The following is a 25,095-nucleotide window of genomic DNA, read 5'->3' as shown; positions in this document are numbered from 1 at the left end:
AAAATGCGTGCCTAACCGAGGAGAGAGACCATGAAGTCCGTGAAATTCCTGTCCGTGCTGGCAGTTGTTGCTGCCACCGCCACTGCAGCCTTCGCCGCGCCTGCCGTTACCACCGTCGAAACGGCCAAGGGCAAGGTTCTTGCCGGCGAAAAGGGCATGACGCTCTATACCTACAAGAAAGACGAAAAGGGCGTCTCGAATTGCTACGACAAGTGCGCCACCAATTGGCCGCCCTTCCTCGCCCCTAGCGACGCCAAGGCCGAAGGTGCATACTCGCTCGTCGAACGCAAGGATGGAAAGAAGCAGTGGGCAAAGGACGGCATGCCGCTCTATTACTGGGTAAAGGACACCAAGTCCGGCGACACCACCGGCGACGGCGTCGGCGGTTCATGGGAGGTCGCAAAGCCCTGATGAGGCAAGCGTGAAGACGCCTCCACCCGATACGTTCGAGGGCCAGATCCTGGCCCTCCTTCCCTCGCTCCGCCGCTATTCCCGCAGTCTCACTCGTTCGGATGCCGAAGGTGAGGATCTGCTGCAGGATTGCGTGGAAAAGGTTCTGGCCCGGCGCGGCCAGTGGCGCGGCCTCAATCTGCGCGGCTGGGTGCTGACGACGATGACCAATCTCTACCGCAATAACCGCCGCGCAAGCCCCCGCGACAGGATGGTCGAGCTCGATGCCGCCGAAAAGATGGCCGTTCCGGAAGCTCAAGCCGATCCGCTGGAGCGCCTGCGTCTGGAACAGGCGCTCGACAGCCTGTCGGAAGAACACCGCTCTGTGCTGATGCTCGTCGTCATCGAGGGCTATAGCTATGGCGAAGTGGCCGCCATGCTGGAAATACCGATCGGCACCGTCATGTCGCGCCTGTCGCGCGCCCGCCAGCGCATGAGCGAGCATATGAAAGCCGATAATGTGATTGCGCTTCGGAGACCGAAATGAACGAAACCAACCCCACCGTGACCGAAGCGGACCTGCACGCTTACGCCGATGGGCAATTGCCGGAGGCAGCCCGCGCCCGCGTAGAAGCCTACCTAGCCGAAAACCCTGATGAAGCTACCGCGGTCGCCGGCTGGCAGATCCAGAATGCCGGCATCAGATCCCTGTTTGCAAGCTACGAGAAGAGCCGCGACACCGATCTCCAACTGGTGACACCGGAAGAGCCGGCCTCCCCCTGGAAGATGCGCTCCGCGTTTGCTGCCGCCGCTGTCGCACTCTTCGCGCTCGGCGCCGTCAGCGACCGGTTGATCCCGCCGCTCTTCGAACGTCCGCCGCTGCAGCTTGCCGAAACTGAAACGCTGCCGAAACAGGCCGAAACCGCCTTCCTCGTCTATGCCAGCGAAGTGCGCCACCCGGTCGAAGTCTTCGCCAATGAGGAGGCCCATCTCGCCACCTGGCTCGGCAGGCGGCTGGCAATCCCCGATCTCAAGGTGCCGGACCTCAAATCCCTCGGCTTCCACCTCGTCGGCGGCCGCCTGCTGCCGGTCGATGGCAGGCCCGGCGCCATGTTCATGTATGAGGATCAGGGCGGCGAGCGGCTCACCGTCATCGTCGGCCGCAACAAGGAAAACAAAACCACGAGCTTCCGCTTCGCCTCCGCCAAAGATGTCGAGACCTTCTACTGGATCGATGGCGAACTCGGCTATGCGGTAACAGGTGAAATCTCCCGCGATATGCTGCGCAAGGTGGCGGAGGAATGTTACCGGCAGTTCCCGTCCTGGTGAGGGGACACGGTCGACTCAGCGCAGCGGACCGTTGGCGAGCTCGATCGGCTTGCCGTGCGGCGTCGCCTCAGCCGCCCGCTGCCAGCTCTTCTGCAGCTCGAAAATAACGGCGGCATCCGCCACACCTCGATTGACGAGCAGATCCGAAAGGGCGGCCACCCAGCAGTCGAAATAGTCGCTGCCATCCTCGGCCCGGCCCGGCTTATGCAACTCCTTCGACAGGGTTTCCGCCCATTCGCCCCAGGCAAACAGACCCTTCTCATGAAGGTGTACGGTCATGGCGAAAGCCTCGGCAGCCCAAGGTTCCGGAAAGATCGGGTCACCCTTCGGTGACTTCGGCAGACCGGGCGATTGAGCCAGTTGGAAACGCGCCTCACATACGCTCAAGATAGCTCTCCCACGCATCGATCGAGACCGTCAGCGTTGGATCGGCCCCTTCGCCCCATATTTCTCTCCCATCAAGGACGACGGTATAGAGCCATTGCGGATTCTCACCCTTGCCGTGGGCATTATCGTCAGGAAAGACGAAAGAGCCCTGCACCGCCTCGATGACGCCGGGCTTGGCGCGCGCATAACGCGGCAGCCGCGTATGGGTGGTCAGGTTGAAATTCTTCGTCTTCACCGTCTCCCCGACGACGAAGAGCGGCGCAGTCTCGACCGGCCGGTCGCAGGGACCGCCCTTGGCAAGCACGCCGGGCACCATCTCCGCCTTCAGCACCCGCTTCGGCACCGCCCCATCCTGCAGCTTATGGCCGGAGAGCAGCTCTTCGTGCGTCGCGAAGCCATGGCGCTCCAGCAGCATGTCGATGCCGCGGATCCAGATCTCATAATAGCTTGCCGCAAGGTAATCGGCTGGCGGGATGTTCTCCCGCGCATGCCGGCTTTCGTCGATCGTCCAGGCGCCGAAAGCGCCGCAGGAGAGCGTGATTCCGAGCGCCCGCTTTTCCCATTCGGCATGGAAATAGGGCTCGTTCCTTTCAGGCGCGACTGGGCCGAAACCCATCTGTCCCCCGAGATCGTGCGGCCCGTTCACGTCGGCACCTTTGTGCCGGCAATTGCCGTGCCGATCATCGCGTCGCGGCTGACGAGATCGGCAAGCGCCTCCTCATCCAGGCCTTCAGTGCCCTCGGGCCGCTCCGGAATGACGAGATAGCGAAGCTCCGCCGTCGAATCCCACACGCGCACCTTCTTGCCTTCCGGCAGCGTCAGCCCGAATTCGGCAAGCACGCCGCGCGGATCAATGACGGCGCGCGAGCGATAAGCCGGCGCCTTGTACCAGACCGGCGGCAGACCGAGCACCGACCACGGATAGCAGGAGCAAAGTGTGCAGACGATGAGATTATGCGTTTCGGGCGTATTGAAGACGGCGCGCATATGCTCGCCCTGTCGGCCCGTATAGCCAAGACTGGCGATTGCCTCCGTCGCATCCCGCTTCAGCCATTCGGCGAAGTCCGGATCGCTCCAGGCCTTGGCGACGACACGCGCGCCGTTGCGCGGCCCGACCTTCGTCTCATAGGTCTCGACGATCGCATCGATCGCCGCCGGGTCGATCAGCCCCTTTTCCGTCAGCAGCGTTTCCAGCGCTTTGACGCGCGCCTGCATGTCGGAATAGTGGTTGTCGTGGTGGTGATCGTGGCTATGGCCGTGATCGTGGTGATGATCGTCGTCGTCGTGATCGTGGTGATGATCGTCGTCGTGGTCGTGCAAACTAATGTCCTCCTCCCCTTCTCCCCGGCGCGGGTCCGAAGGACGGGTTGAGGCCAGTGGCTCAACTCCGGTTAGTGGCTCGAAGCGTCGGCAACAGTTTTAAACATATGTCAGAAAGCCGCCAAGCCCTTAAGCATTCTGCGCTAGGCTCGACCCATGAACATCCTGATTCTTGGCGCTACAGGTTTTATCGGTTCCGTCATCGCGGCGCGTCTCGCCGTCGAAGGCCACGTCGTCACCGGCCTTGGACGCAACGCCGCCCGTGCCGCAATCAAGCAACCAGCAATCCAATGGCGCCGCGCCGATCTCTCCCAGATGACCCGACCTGATGACTGGCGCGATATCCTCAAAGGCCAGCACGCCGTCGTCAACTGCGCCGGCGCACTTCAAGATGGCCTCTCGGACGATCTCTCGGCAACGCAAACCGAGGCTATGCTCGCCCTCCACGCCGCAGCAAAACCTTCCTCGATACTCATCGTCCAGATCTCCGCTCGAACGGACGGCGCCGGCAGCCATCTCCCCTTCCTCGCCACCAAACGCGCCGCCGATACCGCACTTGCATCGTCGGGCTTGCCTTACGTGATCTTGCGCCCCTCTCTCGTCCTCGGCCGCAATGCCCATGGCGGCACGGCGCTGTTGCGCGCACTCTCAGCCTTTCCCTTCGTCCTGCCGCTCATCCACGCCGACAGCTCGATCGAGACCGTCGCCGCTGAAGATGTCGCCGCCGCCGTCTCGGCCGCAATCTCAGGCTCACTCCCCTCCGGCAGCGATATCGAACTGGCGGCCGAGGAACGGCACACGCTCGCGAGCCTCGTCAGATTGCACCGCGCCTGGCTCGGCTTGCCCGATGCTCCGGTCTTGCCCATTCCCCCTGTCCTGGCAAGGCCGGTCACATGGCTTGCCGATATCGCCGGCCATCTCGGCTGGCGCTCTCCGCTGCGCTCCACTGCCATGACCATCATGTCCGAAGGGGTCAGCATGAACAGCTCGACGCCATCAGGCCTCCCGATCCTTTCAGCCGCCGCAACGCTCGCGGCCAATCCCTCCGGCGTTCAGGATCTGTGGTTCGCTCGCCTCTATCTCTTGAAGGCGCCCGTTATCGCTGGCCTGTCGCTCTTCTGGCTCCTGTCAGGCCTGATCCCACTTCTCGCTCCGGGCCGGGCAAGCGCCCATTTCCTGCCCTTCATGCCCGCGGGCGCGGCCATGACACTGACAATGACAACCTGCCTGATCGATATAGCGCTCGGCGCCTCTGTGCTTTTCCGGCCCTTCGCCCGCCGCGCCCTCGTCGGCATGATTGCCGTCTCGCTCGCCTATCTAGCGGGTGGCACAATCCTGGAGCCCGCCCTCTGGCTCGATCCGCTCGGTCCATTCGTCAAGGTGCTACCGTCGCTGCTTCTGACACTCGCCGCCCTTGCGATTCTGGATGAACGCTGATGCTCGCCGAATTGCTATTACTTGCTCATGTGGTCGGCGCGACCGTGCTCTTCGGCACCGGCGCCGGCATCGCCTTCTTCATGGTCATGGCGCACCGAACCGGCAATCCCGTGCTGATTGCTCATGTCGCCGGCACGGTCGTCATCGCCGATACGATCTTCACCGCCACAGCAGCTATTCTCCAGCCGGTGACAGGCTATCTGCTTGCCAGGATCATCGGCTGGGAACTGAGGGAAAGCTGGATTGCGCTATCGCTGGTGCTCTATGTGGTGACTGGCATTTTCTGGCTGCCGGTCGTTTCGATCCAGATCCGGCTTCGCAATCTGGCGCGCGCCGCTGCCGCTTCGGGTACAGGCCTGCCGCCGGCCTATTTCAGCCTCTACCGTGTCTGGTTCGCCTTCGGCTTCCCGGCTTTCTTCTCAGTCCTTGGCATTCTTTGGCTGATGCTCACAAAGCCGACATTATTTTAGCATCGGCCAGAGGCTGAGAACGAGCAGCAGCGCCATGGTGATGTTGAACCATTTTAGGCGCACCGGGTCGGACAGCCATTCCCTGAGAGCCGAACCGAAGCCTGCCCAGGTGGAAACCGAGGGAACATTGACCGCCGCAAAGGCAAGTCCGACCAGCAGCACACTGATCATATAGAGCTGCGGATTGGTATAGGTCGCCATGGCCGTGATCGCCATCACCCAGGCCTTCGGATTGACCCATTGGAAAGCGGCAGCGCCGAGAAACGACATGGGCTTCACGCCGCTCTTTCCTTCGCTGAGCGACCGCGAACTCGCAATCTTCCACGCGATCCAGACGAGATAGGCCCCACCCGCGAATTTCAGCGCCGTATAGACCGCCGGCATCGTGTGCAACAGCGCGCCCAGCCCGAGCCCGACGCCGAGCAGCAGCGACAGGAACCCCGCCCCGATGCCGATCATATGCGGGATCGTGCGGCGGAAACCGAAATTCACGCCCGACGCAAACAGCATCATATTGTTCGGCCCCGGCGTGATCGAAGTCGTGAAGGCAAAGAGCAGCAGTGCCAGAAACGTATCCAGCGGCATGAAACCTCCCCAGACTGACTGTATTGATGATGTTGCGGCTCATTGGAATTGGGTCAGCATAATTGCCCTAAACTGCCGCCGCCATAACATGATTGTCATGGTGACAGGATTACCTGATAGTCTGCGGAGCACGCAAAGGACCAGAACTGCCATGGACGATCCGATCCCCATCATCACCTTCCGCAATGGCACCGAAGTCCCCGCGCTCGGCCAGGGCACCTGGGGCATGGGCGAGGATGCCGGCCATGCGAGCCAAGAGATCGCCGCCCTCCAGGCCGGCCTCGATCTCGGCATGACGATGATCGATACCGCCGAAATGTATGGAGACGGCGGTGCCGAAGAAATCGTCGGTCGAGCGATCAAAGGGCGCCGCGACGAGACCTTCATCGTCAGCAAGGTCTATCCCTGGAATGCCAGCCGCAAGGGTACGATCGCAGCCTGCGAAGGCAGTCTCGAGCGCCTCGGCACCGACCACATCGATCTCTATCTCCTTCATTGGCGCGGCAACTATCCGCTCGCCGAGACGGTCGGGGCCTTCGAGCAGCTCAAGGCCGCCGGCAAGATCCGCGCCTGGGGCGTCTCCAATTTCGATGTCGACGACATGCAAGAACTGCTTTCCGTGCCTGGCGGGCAGAATGTCGCCGCCAATCAGGTTCTCTACAATATTTCCCGCCGCGGCATCGAATATGATCTCCTGCCCTGGTGCCAGAGCCGCAACATCCCGATCATGGCCTATTCGCCCATCGAACAGGGCCGGGTCCTGCACCATCCCGACCTGATCCACATGGCAAAGGCCTATCAGGCCACACCGGCGCAGCTGGCGCTTGCCTTCCTGCTCGAACGCGAAGGTGTCTTCGTCATCCCCAAGACGTCGAACATCGAACGCGCCCGCGAGAACCGCGGCTGCGTCTCACTCGACATTACCGACGAGGATTGGGAAGCCCTCGACGAGGTCTTCCCGCCGCCGGCAAAGAAAACGCCGCTGGAGATGCTCTGACCCCCGGCGGCGCAAACTGTTTTGCACTATGAATATTACATGCCCTGCGCGCCGCGGTTCATCGCGGCTATGCCGGTGCGGCAGACTTCGATGAGACCGAGCGGCTTCATAATCGCGATGAACTGATCGATCTTGGAGGATTTGCCGGTGATCTCCAGAATGAAGTGATCGACCGTCGCATCAACCACCTTGGCGTGGAAGGCGTCGGCAAGACGCAGCGTTTCCGCCCGCGTTTCGCCGTTGCCGATCACCTTCAAGAGCGCCACCTCCCGCTCGATCGGCCGGTCCTGGCCGAGTTCGCGGGCGCGCACCGTCAGATCCACGACGCGGTGAACGGGCACGATACGCTCGAGCTGCGCCTTGATCTGCTCCAGCACCTGCGGCGTGCCGCGGGTGACAATGGTAATGCGCGACAAATGCGCCTGATGCTCCGTTTCCGAAACCGTGAGGCTTTCGATATTGTAGCCGCGGCCGGAAAACAGGCCGATGACGCGGGCGAGAACGCCCGGCTCGTTATCGACCAGCACCGAGAGCGTATGGCTCTCGACGGCTGCCGTTTCCGGAGAGATGAAGTAGGCAGAGCCGGTGGGTTGAAGGTGTGCGTTCATGATCCTGGGTTCCTACCTATCTATAATTATACTAGCTGACGGCCCTTGGCGTCGATCGCATTGGCGACCGCCTCGTCCGTGGCTTCATCCGGCAGCAGCATTTCGTTATGGGCCTTGCCTGAGGGGATCATCGGGAAGCAGTTGGCGAGATTGGCAACGCGGCAATCGAAGATGACGGGCTTCTTGACGTCGATCATCTCCTGGATAGTCGCATCGAGATCGTCAGGCTTCTCGCAGCGCAGACCGACCGCACCGTAGGCTTCGGCGAGCTTCACGAAGTCGGGCATCGCTTCCGTATAGGAGTTGGACAGGCGGTTGCCGTGCAGGAGCTGCTGCCACTGGCGCACCATGCCCATATACTGGTTGTTCATGATGAAGATCTTGATAGGCGCATTGTGCTGGATCGCCGCCGACATTTCCTGGATGCACATCTGGATCGAGGCGTCGCCGGCAATATCGATGACAAGACTTTCCGGATGCGCGATCTGCACGCCGAGCGCTGCCGGCAGGCCGTAGCCCATCGTGCCCAGGCCACCCGAGGTCATCCAGCGGTTCGGCCGTTCGAAGCCGTAGAACTGTGCCGCCCACATCTGGTGCTGGCCGACTTCGGTGGTGATGTAGGTGTCGCGATCCTTGGTCAGCTCATAGAGACGCTCCAGCGCATATTGCGGCATGATCACGTCATTGCTCTTGGTATAGGCAAAGGAGTTGCGCGCGCGCCAGCGGGCGATATCGCCCCACCACGCGTCCAGGCGCCCCTTCTCCGGCTTCTTCGGGAGTGCCCGCCACAGGCGGATCATGTCTTCCAGGATGTGGCCGACATCGCCGCGAATGCCGAGATCGACACGAACGTTCTTGTTGATCGAGGACGGATCGATATCGATATGGATCTTCTTGGAATTCGGCGAGAAGGCGTTGAGGCGGCCGGTAATACGGTCGTCGAAACGGGCGCCGATGCACACCATGACGTCGCAGTCATGCATCGCCATGTTGGCTTCATAGGAGCCGTGCATTCCGAGCATCTTCAGCCAGTTCTTGCCGGAGGCCGGATAGGCGCCCAACCCCATCAGCGTCGAGGTGATCGGGAAATCGGTGAGCTCGACCAGCTCGCGCAGCATGCGGGAAGCTTCCGGGCCGGAATTGACGACGCCGCCGCCGGTATAGAAGATCGGCTTGCGCGCATTCGCCATCAGTTCGATCGCCGCATGGATCTGGTTCAGATCACCCTCAACCTTCGGCTGGTAGCTCTTCTGGATCGCGTGATCGGCCGGCGGCGTGTAGGTGCCGGTGGCAAACTGAACATCTTTCGGAATATCGACGACGACAGGGCCCGGACGACCGGACTGCGCAATGCGGAAGGCTTCATGGATGACGGCGGCGAGCTCGTTGACATCCTTGACCAGCCAGTTGTGCTTGGTGCAGGGGCGCGTGATACCGACGGTGTCGCATTCTTGGAAGGCGTCCGAACCGATGAGCGTGGTCGGAACCTGGCCGGAGAGGCAGACGAGCGGAATGGAATCCATCAGCGCATCCTGCAGCGGCGTGACCGCATTGGTAGCACCCGGACCCGAGGTTACCAGCATGACGCCGACCTTGCCGGTGGAGCGCGCATACCCTTCGGCCGCGTGACCGGCGCCCTGCTCATGGCGAACGAGGATGTGCTTGATATCGTCCTGCTGGAAGATCTCGTCATAGATTGGCAGAACAGCGCCGCCGGGATAGCCGAAGACATGCTCGACGCCATTGTCCTTCAGCGCGCGGAGTACGATTTCCGCTCCCGTCATCCGATTGCTGTCCGCTTGATTATCCGTGCTCGCCATGTGTCTGTTCCGTTGATGCTGGGGATTTGAGTTTGTGGCCGGAAGCCCTGATTTCGGGCATAAAAAAAGGCCCCTGAGGAGCCTTCGTCTAGCGCATGGGTGGCTATCGCCGGATGGTTACACCATCCTGCCCATGCGCTTTCCCACCACGATAAGAACGTTCGAAATTATCATGGGCGGAAGTGATAGACAGAAAATTTCGCAGCGTCAACGCAGTCCGCAATAAAAATTCCACGGGGCCTGGAAACGTGGCCGACAACACGTCGCATCGCCCAAATCTCGGATTGAAGGTTTTGTTAAAGGATCAGTCATATTCTGCAGTTTAATGCAGGGAGTAGCCCTTTGCTCGATAACGACATGAGAACGTCCGGCAGGGCGGGCGAACAGGATCGCCGCGACAGCCTTACGCCAGGGAACAGGTTTCTCGGGCGCGTCGTTGCATGCAGCGGATCGCGAGCAACCATTGCAGCTGTGGCGGAAGCCGGCGGCACCGACCTCACGGAATTGTGGTCCGTCGGCCGCTTGATTTCCATCAGCGTCGGCAGGAACCGCGTAGTCGCCCTCGTCTTCTCCATGAATACCGGCAACCAGGGCTGGGGCGAAGGTCAGGATAATATCTTCCGCATCGAGACCGAACTGCTTGGCGAAGTCCGCGTCGATGAAGACGGCCGCGAGGAATTCTCGACCGGCATTTCGCGCTACCCCTATCTCGGCGCCATCGCCCACCGCATCCGCGCTGCCGACCTGATGCGCATCTATGATGCCGGCAAGGGCGCCACCGCCGTCATCGGCACCCTGACACAGGATGAAAGCATCGACGCGGCGATCCACGTGCCCTCGATGCTGTCGAAGCATTTCGCCGTGGTCGGCTCCACCGGCGTCGGTAAATCGACCGCCGTCTCACTGCTCTTGCATAAGGCGATCGAGGCCGATCCGAAGCTGCGCGTGCTGATCCTCGATCCACACAATGAATTTGCCGCCGCCTTTCCGAAACACGCCGTCACCATCGATACCGATACGCTCGATCTGCCCTTCTGGCTGATGCGGCTCGAAGAATTCGCCGAGGTCGTCTTCCGCGGCCGCCCACCGGTGCCGGAAGAGCTCGACATGTTGCGCGATATCCTGCCGGAGGCCAAACGCGCTTTCCGCGGCAGCGACAGTTCGCTTGTGCGCCGCGCGACGGAAAAGAGCTCGATAACGGCGGATACGCCGGTACCCTACCGCATCGCCGATCTGCTCGCCCTCATCGATGAGCGCATCGGCAGGCTGGAGGGCCGCGCCGAAAAACCATCCCTGCGCTCCTTGAAGATGCGCATCATCGCCGCGATCAACGATCCGCGCTATCACTTCATGTTCTCCAACAATACGATCAGCGACACGATCACCGATACGATTGCGCAGATCTTCCGCATCCCCGGCGACAACAGGCCGATCTGCACCTTCCAGCTTGCCGGCATACCCTCGGAGGTCGTCAATTCCGTCGCCTCGGTGCTCTGCCGCATGGCCTTCGAAATCGCGCTATGGAGCGAGGGCGCCATCCACATGCTGGTCGTCTGCGAGGAAGCCCACCGCTACATTCCCTCTGACCCGACCTTAGGTTTCGTGCCCACGCGGCAGGCGATCGCCCGCATTGCCAAGGAAGGCCGCAAATACGGCGTTTCGCTCGGCATCATCACCCAGCGCCCTGGTGAACTCGACCAGACGATCCTCTCGCAGTGCTCGACGCTCTTTGCGATGCGCCTTGCCAATGACCGCGACCAGGAAATCATCCGCTCCGCCATTCCCAATTCCTCGATCTCGACGACGAGCTTCATCTCCTCGATCGGTAACGGAGAAGCGATTGCCTTCGGCGAAGCGATCCGCGTGCCGATGCGCATGCGCTTCCTGCGCGTCGATGAAAGTCTGCTGCCGAAGGCCCATAGCGCCATCAGCATACATGCCGAGGAAGATCCCGATACCGTCGATCTGCGCCGCATCGTCACCCGTATGCGGGCGATCACGTCAGGTCCCGATATCTCCACGTTTCAGCAGAGCTACACGTCGGCCATGACAGACAGTCATGAGCCGCAAGACGATTTTGCCGACGAAGCAGCCGATCCGTTTCGCATCGTCTCGCCGGCATCGGCGGCGCTCGAACCCTATCATCCTGACCTCCTGCCGCAGAGCCGCCCACAGCAAGCCGAGCTTTCACAAAACCGTGTCGTGCCCGAGCCGCCGCCGCTCTCGCCGCAGACCTCGATCGACGCACGACTCGAGGCCCTCCGCCGCGAAATGCGCCGCGATGATCAGCCGAAACCGGCCTTCGGTGAGCAGATATCACAGCCACGCCGCGAGGGTGGAATGTCACTGCGTGAAAGTATCCTCAAGAAGCCGCTGAGCAGCCTCTATAAGAAGGATTGAGGGCCGCTCATGAACGCGGCTGGCGCGTTGCCGCCGCTATTTCCGCGAGATGACGCTCGATCAGCGTCAGGAATGCAACCGTGCCGCAGATGAGCGCCGCAACGACGATGCCAGCAATGGCACCCAGGATCGCACCGATCACGAACATTCCTGATCCGCCCTGCACCGACGCTCCGGTCGCGCCCGAAAGCGTGAAAAAGGCAAGGATGACGATCGCAATCAGTGCGTTGATGGAAGAAAGTGTCTTGGCGAGAAAATTGTTCATGCCGCCCCGAAGCTCCGCTAGCTATGATTCGAAATCATTCTAGCGCCTTGCAGGCCAGGGCGCTGCTGGCGCCTTGTCAGGAAGAAAGCCTCTCCCAGCTTTCATCCATCTGATTGCGGAACCACGTCATCTGCCGCTTGGCATATTGCCGCGTCGCCGCCGCGCCACGCTCGATCACCTCTTGCCGGCTCATTTCGCCACGCAGCATGGCGGTAATCTGTGATACGCCGATCGCCTTCATGACCGGCATTTCAGGGGAGAGATCAAGCGCCAACAGCGCCTTCACCTCCTCTTCCGCCCCCTGCTCCAGCATCTTCTCGAAACGCCCGTTGATGCGCTGATGCAGCACGGCGCGATCCGGCAGCACAACGATCTTGCGTGCGGTTTCGGGATCGACGATCACAGGCCCCGCCTGCCCCTGGAATTCTGCGATCGACTGGCCTGTCGCCCCGAATACTTCGAGCGCACGCACGATCCTTTGCCCGTCTTGCGGGTTGAGGCTTCCGGCGACGGCGGGATCAGCCCTGGCAAGCTCCGCATGCAGGGGCTCCGAGCCCTCTTCCAGCAGTCGCGCCCGCAACCGCTGGCGGATCTCTTCGGGGATGACGGGCATTTCCGAAAGCCCACCCGTCAGCGCCTTGAAATAGAGACCCGTGCCGCCGACGAAGACAGGCAGCTTTCCTTCGGCGCGGATGCGCGGCAGGAGCGCGGTCACATCCCGCAGCCAGGCGCCCGTCGAATAGGCCGCTCCCGCCGGCACGTGGCCGTAAAGGTGATGCGGCACGCCTCCCATATCTTCCTGCGAAGGCCGAGCCGTCAGCACCCGCAATGTGTCATAGACCTGCATGCTGTCGGCATTGACCACCACCCCGCCATGCTGCTTAGCCAATTCCACCGCGAGCGCGGACTTGCCGCTGGCGGTCGGCCCGGTTATCAGGATCGCGTTCACAGAGCTCAGAAGGTTTTCCATCATGGCCCTCGTTGCCACGCTTGTTGCCAATCCGTCAAACCCCGTTCTTTCGCCTGCGATCGCCGAACGTGCGGCGGACGCCGTCAGGGCATCCGGGCTGTACTGGCTGGCAGACGGCATTGCCTGCGATATCGTGCTCGCCGACGGCTCCGACAGACAGGCGGCCGAGGCCAATCTGCTTGCCGTCATCGCAGATGGCCCGATCGATCTTGTCATCCAGGAACAGGAAACCCGCCGCAAGAAGCTGCTGATCGCAGACATGGATTCCACCATGATCGGTCAGGAATGCATCGACGAACTCGCCGCCGAAGTTGGCCTGAAAGAAAAGGTTGCCGCGATCACCGCCCGCGCCATGAACGGCGAGATCGCCTTCGAGCCGGCGCTGCGTGAACGCGTCGCCCTCCTGAAAGGTCTGCCGATCTCCGTCGTCGACGAAGTCATTTCCAAGCGCATCACGCTCACCCCGGGCGGCCCCGAACTGATCGCCACCATGAAGTCCAAGGGTTACTACACCGCCCTTGTCTCCGGCGGATTCACGGTCTTCACGAGCCGCATCGCTGCCGTCATCGGCTTCGACGAAAACCGCGCCAATGTCCTGCTGGAAGAAGACGGCCTTCTGTCTGGCCACGTCGCCGAGCCGATCCTCGGCAAGCAGGCCAAGGTGGACGCCCTCAACGACATCGCCGCCCGGCTAGGCATCTCCCCTGAAGACGCCATCGCTGTCGGCGACGGCGCCAATGACCTCGGCATGCTGCATCTGGCCGGCTCCGGCGTCGCCCTTCACGCGAAGCCGACTGTGGCCGCCGAAGCCGACATGCAGATCAACCACGGCGACCTCACGGCGCTGCTCTATATCCAAGGTTATCGCAAAACGGATTTCGTGACCGCCTAAAGTTTCGAGCACTGTTGAAATGAAGAAAGGAGCGGCTAGCCGCTCCTTTTGTTTTTGCGCCCCAGGTTGACGGCTGTCATTCCATCGGCACCGCGACAAACCGCAGGTCGCCGTTCGCCGCAGCGATCATCATCTGCGCGTTGCGCCGGCCTTCCTGCTTCAGCGACTGCACCTTGCTGGCAACCGCATCCGGCGATTTCATGAATTCCTGCGCCACTTCGACGATCACGTCGCCGGGCTTCAAGCCCTTCTCCGCGGCTGCCGAACCCGGAGAGACTTCAGTCACGACCACGCCATCGACGCTTTCGGCAATGCCAAAGGCCTTGCGGGTTTCCGGGCTGAGCAGCGAGAGCGAGAGACCAAGCACATGCTTGGGCGTGGCCTGATCCGTCGTCGCCTTATCCTGTCCCTGCTGATTCTGCCCATGCTGGTTCGGGCCCTGATGATTTTGACCTTGATCCTGCTGCTGCGGACCCTGTCCATCAGGCGCGGTCTGGCCCTGATCGCCGTCCTGATCCGGCTGGTCCATATCGTTGTTCTCGCCGGGATCGGGATTGATGACGCCGTCATCGTCTGAATTGTCCCCAGCCGCAGCCTGGTCGCTATCCTCGAGACGGCCGAGCGTCACCTTGACGGTCTGCTCCTTGCCGTCGCGCAGCACCACCACGTCGACTTGCTTGCCGACAGGGCTCTCGGCGACCACGCGCGGCAGGTCGCGCATCTCGCTGACGGGCTTGCCGTCGAATTTCAGGATGACGTCGCCCGCCTTGATCGAGCCGTCATCGACCGGTCCGCCCTTGATGACGCCGGCGACGAGCGCGCCTCTGGCGCTGTCGAGACCGAGGCTGTCGGCCACTTCGTCGGTGACGGGCTGGATGCGCACGCCGAGCCAGCCGCGGCGCGTCTCGCCATATTCGCGCAGCTGCTCGACAACGCCGGACGCAAGTTCCGAGGGCACCGCGAAGCCGATGCCGATCGAACCGCCCGACGGAGAAATGATCGCGGTGTTGATGCCGATCACCTCGCCCTTCATGTTGAAAAGCGGTCCGCCGGAATTGCCCTTGTTGATGGCAGCATCCGTCTGGATGAAGTTGTCATAGGGGCCGGCATTGATGTTACGTCCGCGCCCCGAAATAATGCCGACCGTCACTGAACCGCCGAAACCGAACGGATTGCCGATCGCCATCACCCAATCGCCAATGCGCATGACGCTGGAATCGCCGAACTTGACAGATTTCAGCGGCTGCTTCGGCTCCACCTTGAGCACCGAAAGGTCGGTCTTGGTATCGGTGCCGATCAGCTTGGCCTTGAGCTTGGTGCCATTGGCGAAATTGACCTCGATATCATCGGCGCCCTCGATCACGTGGTTGTTCGTGACGATATATCCAGAGGGATCGATGACGAAGCCGGAGCCGAGCGAGCTGACATTGTGGTTCGGCGCGCGATTGCCCTGCTGCTTGTTGAAGAAATCGTTGAAGAATTCCTGGAAGGGCGAGCCGTCGGGAGCGCGTGGCGCCGGGCCTGCGCCCTCGTCATCCTTCACATTCTGCGAGGTCGAGATATTGACCACGGCATCGAGCAGCCCTTCGGCGAGATCGGCAACCGAAGCCGGACCATTGGTCGGAGCCGTCATCTGCAGGGGCGGAGCCGCAGGCGCGACTGCAGCCGGAGAAAGCGGCGTCGGTTGAGGCGCTGCAGGGGCCGGTGCCGCCTGTTCAGGTACAGCGGGCGCCGGGGTGGTTTGCGCATGCGCAATACCGCCTGCGCCGACATTCGCCAGGAGGGCTGTGCCGGCCAGGAGCGCGAGCGTTCGTCTGAAGGGCGAGCGATTCGTGGGGGCCATCAAGCTTCCTCGTCTGGGATAAAAACGCACATACAACACCAGCATAAGGCGGAATGATGGAGGGCGAAATCACCTTTTCGAGAAATCCCCGTGCGAATGTGATCTAGGCTCGCAAAAGCCAGACACCTCCGGCACCAAGTGCCATTGCCACAAGTCCGAAGGTCCTGAGTTGGCGCTCCGGGACAGTTGGAAGAACCTTCGCCATCTCGATAAAAAAACGAGGGGCTCGTGCATAAACGAGCCCCTCGATGATGAGGAAGAATGCAAGCCCGGTGAGGAAATCCTGCATTCGTCCTGTCGTCAGTTCGCTGGTGCGGGCTGCGCCGCCGGCGGCACGAGGCCACCGGTCTGGCCGGGCGCAGGTTGATTGCCGTTCGCATTCTCGAAGTAGCGGAAGAACTGCGAGGTCGGCGACAGAACCAGCGTCGTATCCTGCGAGGAGAGAGCCGAGGAATAAGCTGACATCGAGCGGTAGAACTCGAAGAACGCCGGATCCTTACCGAAGGCGTCGGCGAAGATACGGTTGCGTTCTGCGTCACCCTGGCCGCGCAGGATTTCGGAATCGCGCTGCGCATCGGCAGTGATTTCGACGACCTGGCGGTCGGCAACAGCCCGGCGACGCTGGCCTTCTTCGTTACCTTCGGCGCGGATGCGCTCGGCCTCGGCCAGACGCTCGGAGCGCATGGCGTTGTAGGTATTCGGAGCCACTTCCGGCGACAGATCCGTCCGACGGATACGGACGTCATCGATATGCAGGCCGAGGTTTTCGGCATCTGTGCGCAGATCGTCGCGGATTTCGAGCATCATCGCCACGCGCTCTTCCGAAAGCGCTGCGTTATAGTCACGCAAACCGTAGACACGGCGGAGCGAGGAATCGAGCTGCGCACGCAGTCGCGCCTCGGCAGCGTCGCGATCGCCCGACACCGTTTCGCGGAAACGGCGCACATCCGCGATATTATAGATCACGAAGGCGTCGACATCGAAGGTCTGGCCGTCCTGAACCTGAACACGGATATTGTCGAGGTCGAGCCTCAGCGCCCGCCGTTCCACGAACTGCACACGGTCGGCATCCATGAAGCCGAATGGCAGCTTGAAATAGATGCCCGGCTCGCTCTTCACCGACTGGATCTGACCGAAACGCACGACGATCGCCTGTTCACGCGCATTGACCACGAAAACCGACGAGTAAAGGATGAGGAGAAGGATCGCAAAGGCGATCAGGATTACGGGAAGTCTGTTCGATACCATTGTCAACCTCACCGCTGCTGCGCCGACTTGCCGATCTCATTGAGCGGCAGATATGGCACGACGCCCTGCTTCTCGTCGATCACGACCTTCTTGGAGTTCCTCAGGACCTGCTCCATCGTTTCCAGGAACAGGCGCTTGCGCGTCACATCGGGAGCCTTTGAATATTCGTCGTTGATGGCGCTGAAGCGCTGGGCCTCGCCTTCCGCTTCCTTGACGACGCGATCCTTGTAGGCGGCGGCATCTTCACGGATGCGGGCGGCATCGCCTCGCGCCTGGCCGAGCTTCTGGTTCGTATAGCGATTGGCGTCCTCGATAGTGCTGTCGCGGTCACGGCCGGCGCGCTGCACTTCTTCGAAGGCATCGGCGACCTCACGCGGCGGCGCCACGTTCTGGATCGTCACCCCAGTCACGGTAATACCCGCGCCATAACGATTCATCGTATCCTGAACGATGTTGAGAACCTGCGTCTCGATCGGCTGACGATTGCTGCGGAAGGCGTCCTGTGCAGGACGGCGGCCGACGATCTCACGCATGGCGCTGTCGGAAACCTGCTGCAGCGTCTCCGCTGGATTTTCCACGCCGAAGAGATAAGCCTTCGGATCGCTGATCGTATAGAAGACCGCAAACTGCACGTTGATGACGCTCCTGTCACCCGACAGCATCAGCCCGCTGGACGATCCTGCCGAGGTTGCGCCGATATTCTGCTGCTGCACCGTCACCTTGACGGTCTCGACGGTCTCGAACGGCCAGAAATGAAAATGCAGGCCCGGCATGGAAATTTCTTGCTTAGGATTACCAAAGCGCAGCTCCACGCCGCGCTCGTCCGGCTGGACGACGTAAATGCACTGGAACAGCCAGAAGATCGCAATGATCGCGACGATAATCGCAACGACACCGCCGTTGAAACCGCCGGGAATGAAACCGCGCAACTGATCCTGCCCGCGCCTGATGATATCTTCCAGGTCGGGCGGCCCCCCTTTGCCGCCGCCGCGTGGGCGGTTCGGCCCCTGCCCCCATGGCCCCTGATTGTTACCGCCGCCGCCCCAAGGGCCGCCGCCGCCATTCTGATTACTCCAGGGCATCAAAACCTCGTTGTTCGTTAGCTCCACACATCCGACCGCCGTGGGGGCTGCCGGCGGATGCGATCCGACCGTTATAGGTATCGCCGCACCGGCTTTCAACGCGGTGTCAGGAACTTGGTCAATATAATTGGAAAATAGTTCCTTTTCAGGCGTCTCGGCGTTCGTAAACGACGAAACGGGTGGGATAGGTATCCTTTTCCCCTGAGGGAATATCGAGGGCCTCAGTTGCCACCCAGATGGTCGGATCGATGTCGGGAAAAGCGGTATCGCCATCCACATCAGCTTCCACATGCGTGATGCACATGCGGTCGACAAAATCCATCGCCTGCGCATAGATCTGTCCGCCGCCAAGGACGGAAATCTCGTTCTCGCCCTGCTTGCGAGCAAGTTTCTCCGCCATGCCAATTGCCTCGTCCAGTGAACGGGCCATATGCACGTCGGGGTGATCGATATCGGCACCGCGCGAAATCACCACATGCTGGCGTCCTGGCAGCGGCTTCCCGCCGAAGCTCTCGAAGGTCTTGCGGCCAACGATAACCGGTTTGCCAACCGTCATCGCCTTGAAGCGCTTGAGATCAGTCGAAAGCCGCCAAGGCATATCGCCGTCACGGCCGATAATACCGTTGCGGGCAACGGCGGCAAAAATGGTCTTGCGGATATCGGACATCAGGCTTCCGGTCTTAAAGCATGTCGCGCAAAACTGTGCAGCGGTTTTGCGATAACAACATGCGAAATAAAAGTTTAAAACGTGGCAAGCGAATCTTGGAGATCGCGACGCACCTTAGACGGCGATCGGCGCCTTGATATTGGCATCGGCGTCGTATCCCACGAGTTCGAAATCCTCGTAGACGAAGTCGAAGATATCCTTCACGTCACGCTTGATCAGCATGCGCGGCAAAGGCTTCGGCTGGCGTGTCAGCTGCAACTTCGCCTGTTCGAAATGGTTATGGTAGAGGTGCGCATCGCCGAGCGTATGGACGAAGTCGCCATATTTCAGCCCGGTCACCTGCGCCACCATCATCGTCAAGAGCGCATAAGAAGCGATGTTGAAGGGCACCCCGAGGAAAATATCGGCCGAGCGCTGGTAGAGCTGGCAGGAGAGCTTGCCGTCGGCCACATAAAACTGGAATAGGCAATGGCAGGGCGGCAGCGCCATATTATCGACCTCAGCCGGGTTCCAGGCCGAGACGATGTGGCGGCGGGAATTCGGGTTCTTGACGATGCCCTTCACGAGATTGTCGATCTGATCGATATGCCCGCCATCGGGTGCCGGCCAGGAGCGCCACTGCGCTCCATAGACCGGGCCGAGATCGCCGTTTTCGTCGGCCCATTCGTCCCAGATGGACACACCATTCTCGTGCAGATAGCGGATATTGGTCTCGCCCTTCAGGAACCAGAGCAGCTCATGGATGATCGAGCGCAGGTGCAGCTTCTTCGTCGTCAGCACCGGAAAACCGACATCGAGATCGAAGCGCATCTGATGGCCGAAGACAGAGCGCGTGCCGGTACCGGTGCGGTCGCCGCGATCGGTGCCGTTTTCCATCACTTGGCTCAAGAGGTCGAGATACTGCTTCATGGCGTCAGCTGATTCCTTTTGCCGCTAATTTAAGGCCAAAGCGGTTCAAAACCAATGCTTGCAGCTGATTATCCAAGCAAAACTGGCGATGACCACGACGCTTTTATGACGTATCCCCTTCCCTTGCGATCACAAAAACACTATATCCCTCTTGCCGGCTTTCGGGCCGGCTATGGCGATAAACGGGCGATGGAATAAACCTATTGGACCCGGGGGCGGTACCCGGCGCCTCCACCAAAAACAGGCCTACCTCTTTCGAGGGAAATGGCCTGCTTTTGATGGGGGCGAAATAGGATCGACAAGGGTGTAAAGATCGACTTTTCGCTCGGCATGATACCGCCGTTATCGGGTCACAAGTGTAGTTGCAAACGACAACAACGCTAAGGAATACGCTCTCGCTGCCTAATGGCGGTGCGGGAATTCCGCTCTAAGTCCTTACGGCTAGCCCCGTAAGGCGGGGTCCGAAGGCACCTGGCAACAGAAGCCTTCACCTTCTCCCCTTTCTCGACGAAATCATGTATGCTCGATAAACGCATGAATCGGCTTGCGCCTTTCACAAAGCGCCCGGACGTGCCATACAAGTTCGTGAAAAGACTTCTAAACCGACGAAAGACAGGAAAAGCATGGGGCAGGATCACATCCGCTACGACATTCTGGCACAGGACGCGCTGCGCGGCGTGATCCGCAAGGTCTTGGCCGAAGTCGCAACGACGGGCCGACTGCCCGGCGACCATCACTTCTTCATCACGTTTCTCACGGGCGCTCCCGGTGTGCGCATCTCGCAGCACCTGAAGTCGAAATATCCCGAACAGATGACCATCGTCATCCAGCACCAGTTCTGGGACCTGAAGATCACCGAATCTCATTTCGAGATCGGGCTGTCCTTCTCCGACGTGCCTGAAAAGCTTGTCATCCCCTTCAATGCCATCAGAGGCTTCTATGACCCCTCGGTCAATTTCGAGCTGGAGTTCGACGTGCCGCTGAGCGACGGCGAAGAGCAGCCGGCTGCCGAGATCACCGCCTATCCCGTTGATGCCGTCAAGACGGAGGATGCGGCTGCAAAACCACCCGCAGAAGGTGAGGAAAAGAAGCCAGGCTCCGTTGTCTCGCTCGATTCCTTCCGCAAAAAACAGTAGTGTCGGAGGAGGCGAAAGCCTCCTTTTTCATGATGGAGGCAACCGCGTGAGCGCCGAAATCGTCAACTTGCGTCAGTTTCGAAAGCAGCAGGCCCGCTCCGAAAAGGAAAAGCAGGCCGAGCAGAATCGCATCTCTCACGGCCGTACCAAGGCCGAGAAGCAATTGACTAAAGCCCGCAACGAGAAGGCTGAAAAGGCGCTCGATCAAGGCAGGATCGAGAAGGACGAGACTTGATCGCGCCGATATAAAAGCTTTGGCGATCAAGCAGCTAAGATTCCCGCTTGAATCGCTTTCTCAACGACGAAGAAGCAGCCCGATGATCCGTAAACATTCGGCGACATTGCATGGGCACCGAACCAGCTTCTCTTTGGAAGACGAATTCTGGATCGAGCTGAAGTCTATTGCCGCGTGCCGCGGCATACCGCTAGCAACCCTGATTTCCGAAATAGACGATGATCGGCCGCCGGGGAGCAACCTCTCTTCGGCGCTACGCCTGCATGTGCTCCGCTGGCTGAAAAGCGGCATCGCCACAGCTGATCAAGCGTCCAGGAGCCTGACCAAGTAACCGACCCTTTCACTGAGCGCGGACACCGGGCACCTGGTTGAAATTGAGCTGTCCGGGCGGCAGGGGTTGCTCTGCTCGCCGCGCAGCTTCAGCCTCTGCAGCAGCCTTGGCCCTTGCCTCGGCCTCAGCCTTGGCGCTTGCTTCCGCTTCGGCAGCCGCCTTCGCCTCGGCTTCCGCTTTGCGCTGAGCTGCCTCTTGCGCCAGCACCCTCAGCCGCTCCTCCTCGGCCTGCCGCTGCCGCTCGATCTCGGCGGCTTTAACGCGTTCGGCATCGTTGAAACGATAGAGCGCCACCTCGCGCCGCAGCCGCTGCTTTTCCAGCACATTGGTCTGCAGCCGTTCAACGCGCCGCCGCTCGCGCTCAAAGGCGCGCAGCGAGAGGAAGCCGGTGATATCGGTCACATCCATCGTCTTGCCGGGCGAAGCCAGCAAGCCGGAGAAGTTCAGGCGGATGCCGGGCTCCGCACCCGGCAGCGCTTCCGCGCCGGGATTGAGCCCGATTCCGAGCGTGGCGCTGATGCGTTGCTGCGGCAGCTCGATCTGCGCATCGGCGGTCAGGTGCGCCAGGTCATTGGCGACGCTGACATTCTGGAACCTAAGCGTGCCATCCGTCACGTTGAAGGGAATGCCAAGCGGTGGCAGCTTCGCCTCACCATTGTTCAGCAGTGTCTCGACGATCGGATGTATCTTGCCGGCATTGATCTGCTCCTGCATCGGATCGGTGGCAGCCAGCAGCGGCGCCAGGATCGCGAGGTTCAGCCCGCGAACGCTCGTCTCGCCGAGCTGAATCTCGCCCGAGCCGTTCAGCGAGCTCGCAATCTCCGCAACCGTCTTGCCCGAGGCTTCGAGCGAAAGCGACATGCCGAACTTGCCATTGGCGACGGGCGCACCGTCGCGCGGCCAGACGACGCCGCCGAGATCGGAATCGGCAAGCGTCAGTCGCGTCTGCATGAAGCCCGTGCCATTGGCATTGGTAAAGAGCATATTGCCCGAAAGCGCGCCTCCGTCCCAATTGCCAGCCATGTTGTTGAGCTGCAGTTCGTCGCCCTTGTAGGCAACATCGGAGGTGAAGTCATTGACCGCCGTGTTGAAAAGCCCCGGCCAGAACTGCTTGGCGGTGAGCTTCAGATTGACATCGAGATCACGAAAGAGCGGCTGGCCGAGTGCAGCCGTCGTCAGCTGGCCGTTGGCGGGGTCTTTGATCTGCCCGAATACAGCCTCGCCAAGCCAGCCGAGATCGGCCTGGGAAAGCGCAAGCGTGCCGCTTGCCGCCGTCTTTGCCGCCTTGCGGTCGAAGGTTAGAGCACCCTTGAATTCATTGTCGGCCGCGTGCCCGTTGAGATCGGCCAGCACCACCTTGTCGGCATCGATGGTCGCATTAGTCTGCAGCTTGAACGGCAGCCCGGCCCCGAGTTCCGGGAGCGCGATGCCGTTCATGACGAGATACGGGTCGAGATCGGTACTCTCTAGCGAGACCGCGACATTACCGTCCATGAACGTGTCGGGCCGTACGTCAACCTTGCCATTTGCGGTAAACGAGGTGCGGTCGGTCGCGAAGGTCAGTGCGGCATCGGCAGGATCGTTGCCTGCCGCCGTCACCTTCAGCGTCATGCGGCCGTTGGCGCCGGCATCGACCGGCAGCGGATCGAGTCCCGCCTGGCCGAAGAGGATCGACGGAACGGCATTGTCGAGTGTCGCCTCCAGCGTCGTCGTGCCGTTGCCGGTCAGCGCCAGAAGGTCGGACATGCGGTAATCGAGATTGACGCGGCTACCGTTGGAAACGCCTGCCAGCGTCACTGCCAGCGCATTGCCGTCGTCGCCGCCGAGCGTCAACGCACCGCGCAGCGCCGTATTGCCATACCAGCCGGCATTGCGCACCAACCGGTCCATCACAGGGTGATGCGGCAGATGCTCGCGCAGCATGGCGAAGAAGGGGCCGGGATCGGCCGCCTTGAAGGTGATCTCGCCAGTGCCCTTATAATCAAGCAACGATCCCTCGGCCTTGCCCGTCGCCGTCAGTTCGGCGCCCGCAAGATTCTTGATCGACAGATGGTCGACGGAAAGTGCGCCATCCGCGAGCGTGAAGGTCGTTTCGACATTGTCGGCCTGCACGCCGAAAGCAGTGAACTTATCCGCTCTGAGCTGTGCGGCGATCTTGTGGTCGAGCACGTTGTCGCCGGCATCCTGGCCGGTAAAGAGGCCGGTCAGGGCGCGCAGCGCATCGAGGTCCAGCGCGTCGCCGGCAAGCGCGACGGACAGCGACGGCGTCTGGCCGTTGGTCGTCTGCCGCTCCAACCGGCCTTTCAGCGTTGCCGCACCAATCGCGATCTCCAGATTCTCGAAGCGTTGCAGATCATGCGTCAGGCTGACATTGGCCGAAAAGCCCGCCTGCCGCAGCTGGCGGATCGCCGGATCGACCGAGCCGGATAGCCAGGACGCAAGCCCGGTCGGCTGGTTGGAGGCAACGACCATCTGGCCATTGAAGGAGGGTTCCCCCTGCAGCGTCAGCTTGCCCTTGCCTTCCACCTGCGTGCGGCCGGGCAATGTGCCGACGGCATTGTCGATCATCCAGCCATTGCCGGCCGGCCGTAGTTCCAATGCCACGTCGCGGATCGTCGTATCGCCGGCAACGATAGCAGGCAGGCGCACGGTCGCCTTGCCCGGCACCTGCGGAATCGGCACCTGGCCGACGATCTCGATCAGCGAATTCAGCCGCTGGCGCGCCGAAACCGCCGGGTCGCGGTTGGTCTTGCCGGCCGCCCCCTGGTTGCCGATACGGTTGACATCGATCTGTTGGCCATCGGCAGTCAGCAGGAATTCCGGCGCCGTGCCGGTATCGAGTGTCGCCTCGCCCGTGATCACATAGGGGTCGTCGGTGGAGCCGACTTCCATTCGATATTCGGGAATGCGGATGCGGTCGTTCGTAAGCTCGAAACGGCCCTTGAGGCGTGGCGGCGGCGCCTCGCCCTTTTCGGTCTTGCCCCCACGATTTTCGATCGCCGCAGACAATGTCCCCTGATAGTTTGGTCGGCTATCGACCAGCTTCAGCTCGCCGTCGAGATCGACGGTGACAGGATGTCTTTCCGGAGCAAGCCGGGTGCGCATGCGCAACACGCCGTTCTCATCAGGCTGATTGCTGGAGATCGAAAAGCTGCCATGTTCGCCGTCGAGCGCGCCGTCGCCTTCGATGCGCCATGGACCGGCGAGCGACTTCGCCGACATCTCGGCGTTGAGCCCCGTCACATGCCGGGAACGGCCGGACTGGTCGTCGACGAACTCGATCTCACCGCCATTGACATGCACATTTTCGAGAACCACGTTCCGGGCCGGAATTACCGGCTGGCTGCCGCGCATCCAGTCCAGCGATCCGTCCTTGAGAAGCCGCAGCCGCACCTTCGGATTGACGACACGCATGTCAAAAATCAGCGCTTCGCCCGAAAGGAACGGCGCAAGCTCGGCGTCCATGGAGAACTGCTCGACCTGCACGATCGGCTTGCCGTCTTCCTCCTGGCCGACGCGCACGTCATGCAGCGTCACGGACGGAAACGGCAGAAGCCGCGCGTCGACCGTGCCATGCACCGTCACCTTCTTGCCGATGATGCGGCTTGCCTGATCCTCGAAATTCTTGCGGAAATCCGTCCAGTCAATGAATAGCGGAGCCAGTAGCGCCACGAAGAGCACTACGACGATCAGTCCTCCTAGAAAGACGAGGAACCGGCCTATCAAATCAGGGATTCTCCATTCGGAATTCTGTTGCCGACACTAGCGCTATTC

The 25,095-nt window shown here is 61.2% G+C and carries 26 protein-coding genes and 1 other RNA gene; 12 read left to right on the top strand and 15 right to left on the bottom strand.

Annotated features, from left to right (window positions below; translation table 11 throughout):
• Positions 1–30: 30 nt before the first annotated feature.
• Genes EV281_RS15005 through EV281_RS14995 form a run of 3 tightly spaced genes read left to right on the top strand, consistent with a single transcriptional unit; the run spans position 31 to position 1,719 of the window.
• Positions 31–411 carry a hypothetical protein gene (locus EV281_RS15005; protein ID WP_132653875.1) on the top strand — a complete coding sequence of 127 codons (381 nt, stop codon included), beginning with the start codon at positions 31–33 and terminating at the stop codon, positions 409–411.
• 10 nt (positions 412–421) lie between these two features.
• On the top strand, positions 422–937 hold the full coding sequence (locus EV281_RS15000; protein WP_132653874.1) for an RNA polymerase sigma factor: 516 nt from the start codon (positions 422–424) through the stop codon (positions 935–937).
• Entirely contained in the window at positions 934–1,719 is a 786-nt protein-coding gene (locus EV281_RS14995; protein ID WP_132653873.1) for an anti-sigma factor, read from the top strand. Before EV281_RS15000 ends, EV281_RS14995 begins: the two co-directional genes overlap by 4 nt.
• Positions 1,720–1,734: 15 nt before the next feature.
• Here EV281_RS14995 and EV281_RS14990 read toward each other — a convergent pair whose 3' ends face one another.
• The 3 genes from EV281_RS14990 to nthA are packed head-to-tail and all read right to left on the bottom strand — an operon-like array spanning position 1,735 to position 3,321.
• Complete coding sequence (locus tag EV281_RS14990) at positions 1,735–2,106, bottom strand: nitrile hydratase accessory protein (protein WP_132653872.1); 372 nt, start codon at positions 2,104–2,106, stop codon at positions 1,735–1,737.
• Positions 2,093–2,752 (bottom strand): nitrile hydratase subunit beta, encoded by a 660-nt coding sequence (nthB, locus tag EV281_RS14985; RefSeq protein WP_132653871.1) that lies wholly within the window; start codon positions 2,750–2,752, stop codon positions 2,093–2,095. Before nthB ends, EV281_RS14990 begins: the two co-directional genes overlap by 14 nt.
• Positions 2,749–3,321 carry a nitrile hydratase subunit alpha gene (gene nthA / locus EV281_RS14980; protein WP_132654320.1) on the bottom strand — a complete coding sequence of 191 codons (573 nt, stop codon included), beginning with the start codon at positions 3,319–3,321 and terminating at the stop codon, positions 2,749–2,751. The genes nthB and nthA overlap by 4 nt, the downstream gene beginning before the upstream one ends.
• A gap of 261 nt (positions 3,322–3,582) precedes the next feature.
• Here nthA and EV281_RS14975 point away from each other — a divergent pair, with 261 nt between their 5' ends.
• Entirely contained in the window at positions 3,583–4,863 is a 1,281-nt protein-coding gene (locus tag EV281_RS14975; protein WP_132653870.1) for an SDR family oxidoreductase, read from the top strand.
• Positions 4,863–5,333, top strand: a complete 471-nt coding sequence (locus EV281_RS14970) for a DUF2269 domain-containing protein (protein ID WP_132653869.1) — start codon at positions 4,863–4,865, stop codon at positions 5,331–5,333. The genes EV281_RS14975 and EV281_RS14970 overlap by 1 nt, the downstream gene beginning before the upstream one ends.
• Here the strand turns inward: EV281_RS14970 and EV281_RS14965 are convergent.
• Positions 5,325–5,918, bottom strand: coding sequence for a LysE family translocator (locus EV281_RS14965; RefSeq protein WP_132653868.1), 594 nt, complete (start codon positions 5,916–5,918; stop codon positions 5,325–5,327). The genes EV281_RS14970 and EV281_RS14965 overlap by 9 nt on opposite strands.
• A gap of 151 nt (positions 5,919–6,069) precedes the next feature.
• Here EV281_RS14965 and EV281_RS14960 point away from each other — a divergent pair, with 151 nt between their 5' ends.
• The gene (locus tag EV281_RS14960) at positions 6,070–6,915 is read left to right on the top strand and encodes an aldo/keto reductase (RefSeq protein ID WP_132653867.1); all 846 of its coding nucleotides are present in this window, start codon (positions 6,070–6,072) and stop codon (positions 6,913–6,915) included.
• A 35-nt stretch (positions 6,916–6,950) separates the two neighbouring features.
• On the opposite strand, the gene ilvN is transcribed toward EV281_RS14960, so the two are convergent.
• Both ilvN and EV281_RS14950 read right to left on the bottom strand, forming a co-directional pair.
• Positions 6,951–7,523 carry an acetolactate synthase small subunit gene (ilvN, locus tag EV281_RS14955; RefSeq protein WP_132653866.1) on the bottom strand — a complete coding sequence of 191 codons (573 nt, stop codon included), beginning with the start codon at positions 7,521–7,523 and terminating at the stop codon, positions 6,951–6,953.
• 26 nt (positions 7,524–7,549) lie between these two features.
• A complete protein-coding gene (locus EV281_RS14950; RefSeq protein WP_132653865.1) occupies positions 7,550–9,343 on the bottom strand; it encodes an acetolactate synthase 3 large subunit in 1,794 nt (597 codons plus the stop codon).
• Between the two features lie 342 nt (positions 9,344–9,685).
• Here EV281_RS14950 and EV281_RS14945 point away from each other — a divergent pair, with 342 nt between their 5' ends.
• Complete coding sequence (locus tag EV281_RS14945) at positions 9,686–11,743, top strand: ATP-binding protein (RefSeq protein ID WP_132653864.1); 2,058 nt, start codon at positions 9,686–9,688, stop codon at positions 11,741–11,743.
• 7 nt (positions 11,744–11,750) lie between these two features.
• Here EV281_RS14945 and EV281_RS14940 read toward each other — a convergent pair whose 3' ends face one another.
• Positions 11,751–12,008 (bottom strand): hypothetical protein, encoded by a 258-nt coding sequence (locus EV281_RS14940; protein WP_132653863.1) that lies wholly within the window; start codon positions 12,006–12,008, stop codon positions 11,751–11,753.
• 76 nt (positions 12,009–12,084) lie between these two features.
• Positions 12,085–12,981, bottom strand: a complete 897-nt coding sequence (miaA, locus tag EV281_RS14935; protein ID WP_132653862.1) for a tRNA (adenosine(37)-N6)-dimethylallyltransferase MiaA — start codon at positions 12,979–12,981, stop codon at positions 12,085–12,087.
• Between miaA and serB the strand changes: the two genes are divergently transcribed.
• Positions 12,980–13,870, top strand: coding sequence for a phosphoserine phosphatase SerB (gene serB / locus EV281_RS14930; protein WP_132653861.1), 891 nt, complete (start codon positions 12,980–12,982; stop codon positions 13,868–13,870). The genes miaA and serB overlap by 2 nt on opposite strands.
• Before the next feature lie 76 nt (positions 13,871–13,946).
• On the opposite strand, the gene EV281_RS14925 is transcribed toward serB, so the two are convergent.
• The 6 genes from EV281_RS14925 to EV281_RS14900 all read right to left on the bottom strand — a co-directional run bounded on the left by EV281_RS14925 (position 13,947) and on the right by EV281_RS14900 (position 19,619).
• Positions 13,947–15,713, bottom strand: coding sequence for a Do family serine endopeptidase (locus EV281_RS14925; RefSeq protein ID WP_132653860.1), 1,767 nt, complete (start codon positions 15,711–15,713; stop codon positions 13,947–13,949).
• Positions 15,714–15,816: 103 nt separating this feature from the next.
• Entirely contained in the window at positions 15,817–16,002 is a 186-nt protein-coding gene (locus EV281_RS14920; protein WP_132653859.1) for a DUF2065 domain-containing protein, read from the bottom strand.
• Positions 16,003–16,013: 11 nt separating this feature from the next.
• Positions 16,014–16,961 (bottom strand): protease modulator HflC, encoded by a 948-nt coding sequence (locus EV281_RS14915; protein ID WP_132653858.1) that lies wholly within the window; start codon positions 16,959–16,961, stop codon positions 16,014–16,016.
• A gap of 8 nt (positions 16,962–16,969) precedes the next feature.
• Complete coding sequence (hflK, locus tag EV281_RS14910) at positions 16,970–18,043, bottom strand: FtsH protease activity modulator HflK (protein WP_132653857.1); 1,074 nt, start codon at positions 18,041–18,043, stop codon at positions 16,970–16,972.
• A 145-nt stretch (positions 18,044–18,188) separates the two neighbouring features.
• On the bottom strand, positions 18,189–18,710 hold the full coding sequence (locus EV281_RS14905) for a dihydrofolate reductase (protein WP_132653856.1): 522 nt from the start codon (positions 18,708–18,710) through the stop codon (positions 18,189–18,191).
• 114 nt (positions 18,711–18,824) lie between these two features.
• Positions 18,825–19,619, bottom strand: a complete 795-nt coding sequence (locus tag EV281_RS14900; protein ID WP_132653855.1) for a thymidylate synthase — start codon at positions 19,617–19,619, stop codon at positions 18,825–18,827.
• Positions 19,620–19,733: 114 nt separating this feature from the next.
• On the opposite strand from EV281_RS14900, the gene ssrA reads away from it, so the two are divergent.
• The 4 genes from ssrA (at position 19,734) to EV281_RS14880 (ending at position 21,321) form a co-directional block, all read left to right on the top strand.
• Positions 19,734–20,111: a transfer-messenger RNA gene (ssrA, locus tag EV281_RS14895) on the top strand.
• 131 nt (positions 20,112–20,242) lie between these two features.
• Positions 20,243–20,755, top strand: coding sequence for an SspB family protein (locus EV281_RS14890; protein WP_132653854.1), 513 nt, complete (start codon positions 20,243–20,245; stop codon positions 20,753–20,755).
• Positions 20,756–20,801: 46 nt separating this feature from the next.
• Positions 20,802–20,990 (top strand): DUF4169 family protein, encoded by a 189-nt coding sequence (locus tag EV281_RS14885; protein ID WP_132653853.1) that lies wholly within the window; start codon positions 20,802–20,804, stop codon positions 20,988–20,990.
• A gap of 82 nt (positions 20,991–21,072) precedes the next feature.
• Complete coding sequence (locus EV281_RS14880; protein WP_132653852.1) at positions 21,073–21,321, top strand: ribbon-helix-helix domain-containing protein; 249 nt, start codon at positions 21,073–21,075, stop codon at positions 21,319–21,321.
• Between the two features lie 9 nt (positions 21,322–21,330).
• On the opposite strand, the gene EV281_RS14875 is transcribed toward EV281_RS14880, so the two are convergent.
• The gene (locus EV281_RS14875; protein WP_132653851.1) at positions 21,331–25,047 is read right to left on the bottom strand and encodes an AsmA family protein; all 3,717 of its coding nucleotides are present in this window, start codon (positions 25,045–25,047) and stop codon (positions 21,331–21,333) included.
• Between the last annotated feature and the right edge of the window lie 48 nt (positions 25,048–25,095).

The organism is Rhizobium sp. BK418 (assembly GCF_004341105.1).
GTDB lineage: Bacteria > Pseudomonadota > Alphaproteobacteria > Rhizobiales > Rhizobiaceae > Rhizobium.
This window is presented reverse-complemented; position numbering and strand designations above follow the sequence as displayed.

What these genes read in the sequence shown, in the direction of transcription:
- EV281_RS15005 (WP_132653875.1), top strand. Translation starts at nt 31, where the DNA reads ATGAAGTCCGTGAAATTCCTGTCCGTGCTGGCAGTTGTTGCTGCCACC.
- EV281_RS14995 (WP_132653873.1), top strand. Translation starts at nt 934, where the DNA reads ATGAACGAAACCAACCCCACCGTGACCGAAGCGGACCTGCACGCTTAC.
- nthA (WP_132654320.1), bottom strand. Translation starts at nt 3,321, where the DNA reads ATGCAGGCGCGCGTCAAAGCGCTGGAAACGCTGCTGACGGAAAAGGGG.
- EV281_RS14975 (WP_132653870.1), top strand. Translation starts at nt 3,583, where the DNA reads ATGAACATCCTGATTCTTGGCGCTACAGGTTTTATCGGTTCCGTCATC.
- EV281_RS14970 (WP_132653869.1), top strand. Translation starts at nt 4,863, where the DNA reads ATGCTCGCCGAATTGCTATTACTTGCTCATGTGGTCGGCGCGACCGTG.
- EV281_RS14965 (WP_132653868.1), bottom strand. Translation starts at nt 5,918, where the DNA reads ATGCCGCTGGATACGTTTCTGGCACTGCTGCTCTTTGCCTTCACGACT.
- EV281_RS14960 (WP_132653867.1), top strand. Translation starts at nt 6,070, where the DNA reads ATGGACGATCCGATCCCCATCATCACCTTCCGCAATGGCACCGAAGTC.
- ilvN (WP_132653866.1), bottom strand. Translation starts at nt 7,523, where the DNA reads ATGAACGCACACCTTCAACCCACCGGCTCTGCCTACTTCATCTCTCCG.
- EV281_RS14950 (WP_132653865.1), bottom strand. Translation starts at nt 9,343, where the DNA reads ATGGCGAGCACGGATAATCAAGCGGACAGCAATCGGATGACGGGAGCG.
- EV281_RS14940 (WP_132653863.1), bottom strand. Translation starts at nt 12,008, where the DNA reads ATGAACAATTTTCTCGCCAAGACACTTTCTTCCATCAACGCACTGATT.
- serB (WP_132653861.1), top strand. Translation starts at nt 12,980, where the DNA reads ATGGCCCTCGTTGCCACGCTTGTTGCCAATCCGTCAAACCCCGTTCTT.
- miaA (WP_132653862.1), bottom strand. Translation starts at nt 12,981, where the DNA reads ATGATGGAAAACCTTCTGAGCTCTGTGAACGCGATCCTGATAACCGGG.
- EV281_RS14925 (WP_132653860.1), bottom strand. Translation starts at nt 15,713, where the DNA reads ATGGCCCCCACGAATCGCTCGCCCTTCAGACGAACGCTCGCGCTCCTG.
- EV281_RS14920 (WP_132653859.1), bottom strand. Translation starts at nt 16,002, where the DNA reads ATGCAGGATTTCCTCACCGGGCTTGCATTCTTCCTCATCATCGAGGGG.
- EV281_RS14915 (WP_132653858.1), bottom strand. Translation starts at nt 16,961, where the DNA reads ATGGTATCGAACAGACTTCCCGTAATCCTGATCGCCTTTGCGATCCTT.
- hflK (WP_132653857.1), bottom strand. Translation starts at nt 18,043, where the DNA reads ATGCCCTGGAGTAATCAGAATGGCGGCGGCGGCCCTTGGGGCGGCGGC.
- EV281_RS14905 (WP_132653856.1), bottom strand. Translation starts at nt 18,710, where the DNA reads ATGTCCGATATCCGCAAGACCATTTTTGCCGCCGTTGCCCGCAACGGT.
- EV281_RS14900 (WP_132653855.1), bottom strand. Translation starts at nt 19,619, where the DNA reads ATGAAGCAGTATCTCGACCTCTTGAGCCAAGTGATGGAAAACGGCACC.
- EV281_RS14890 (WP_132653854.1), top strand. Translation starts at nt 20,243, where the DNA reads ATGGGGCAGGATCACATCCGCTACGACATTCTGGCACAGGACGCGCTG.
- EV281_RS14880 (WP_132653852.1), top strand. Translation starts at nt 21,073, where the DNA reads ATGATCCGTAAACATTCGGCGACATTGCATGGGCACCGAACCAGCTTC.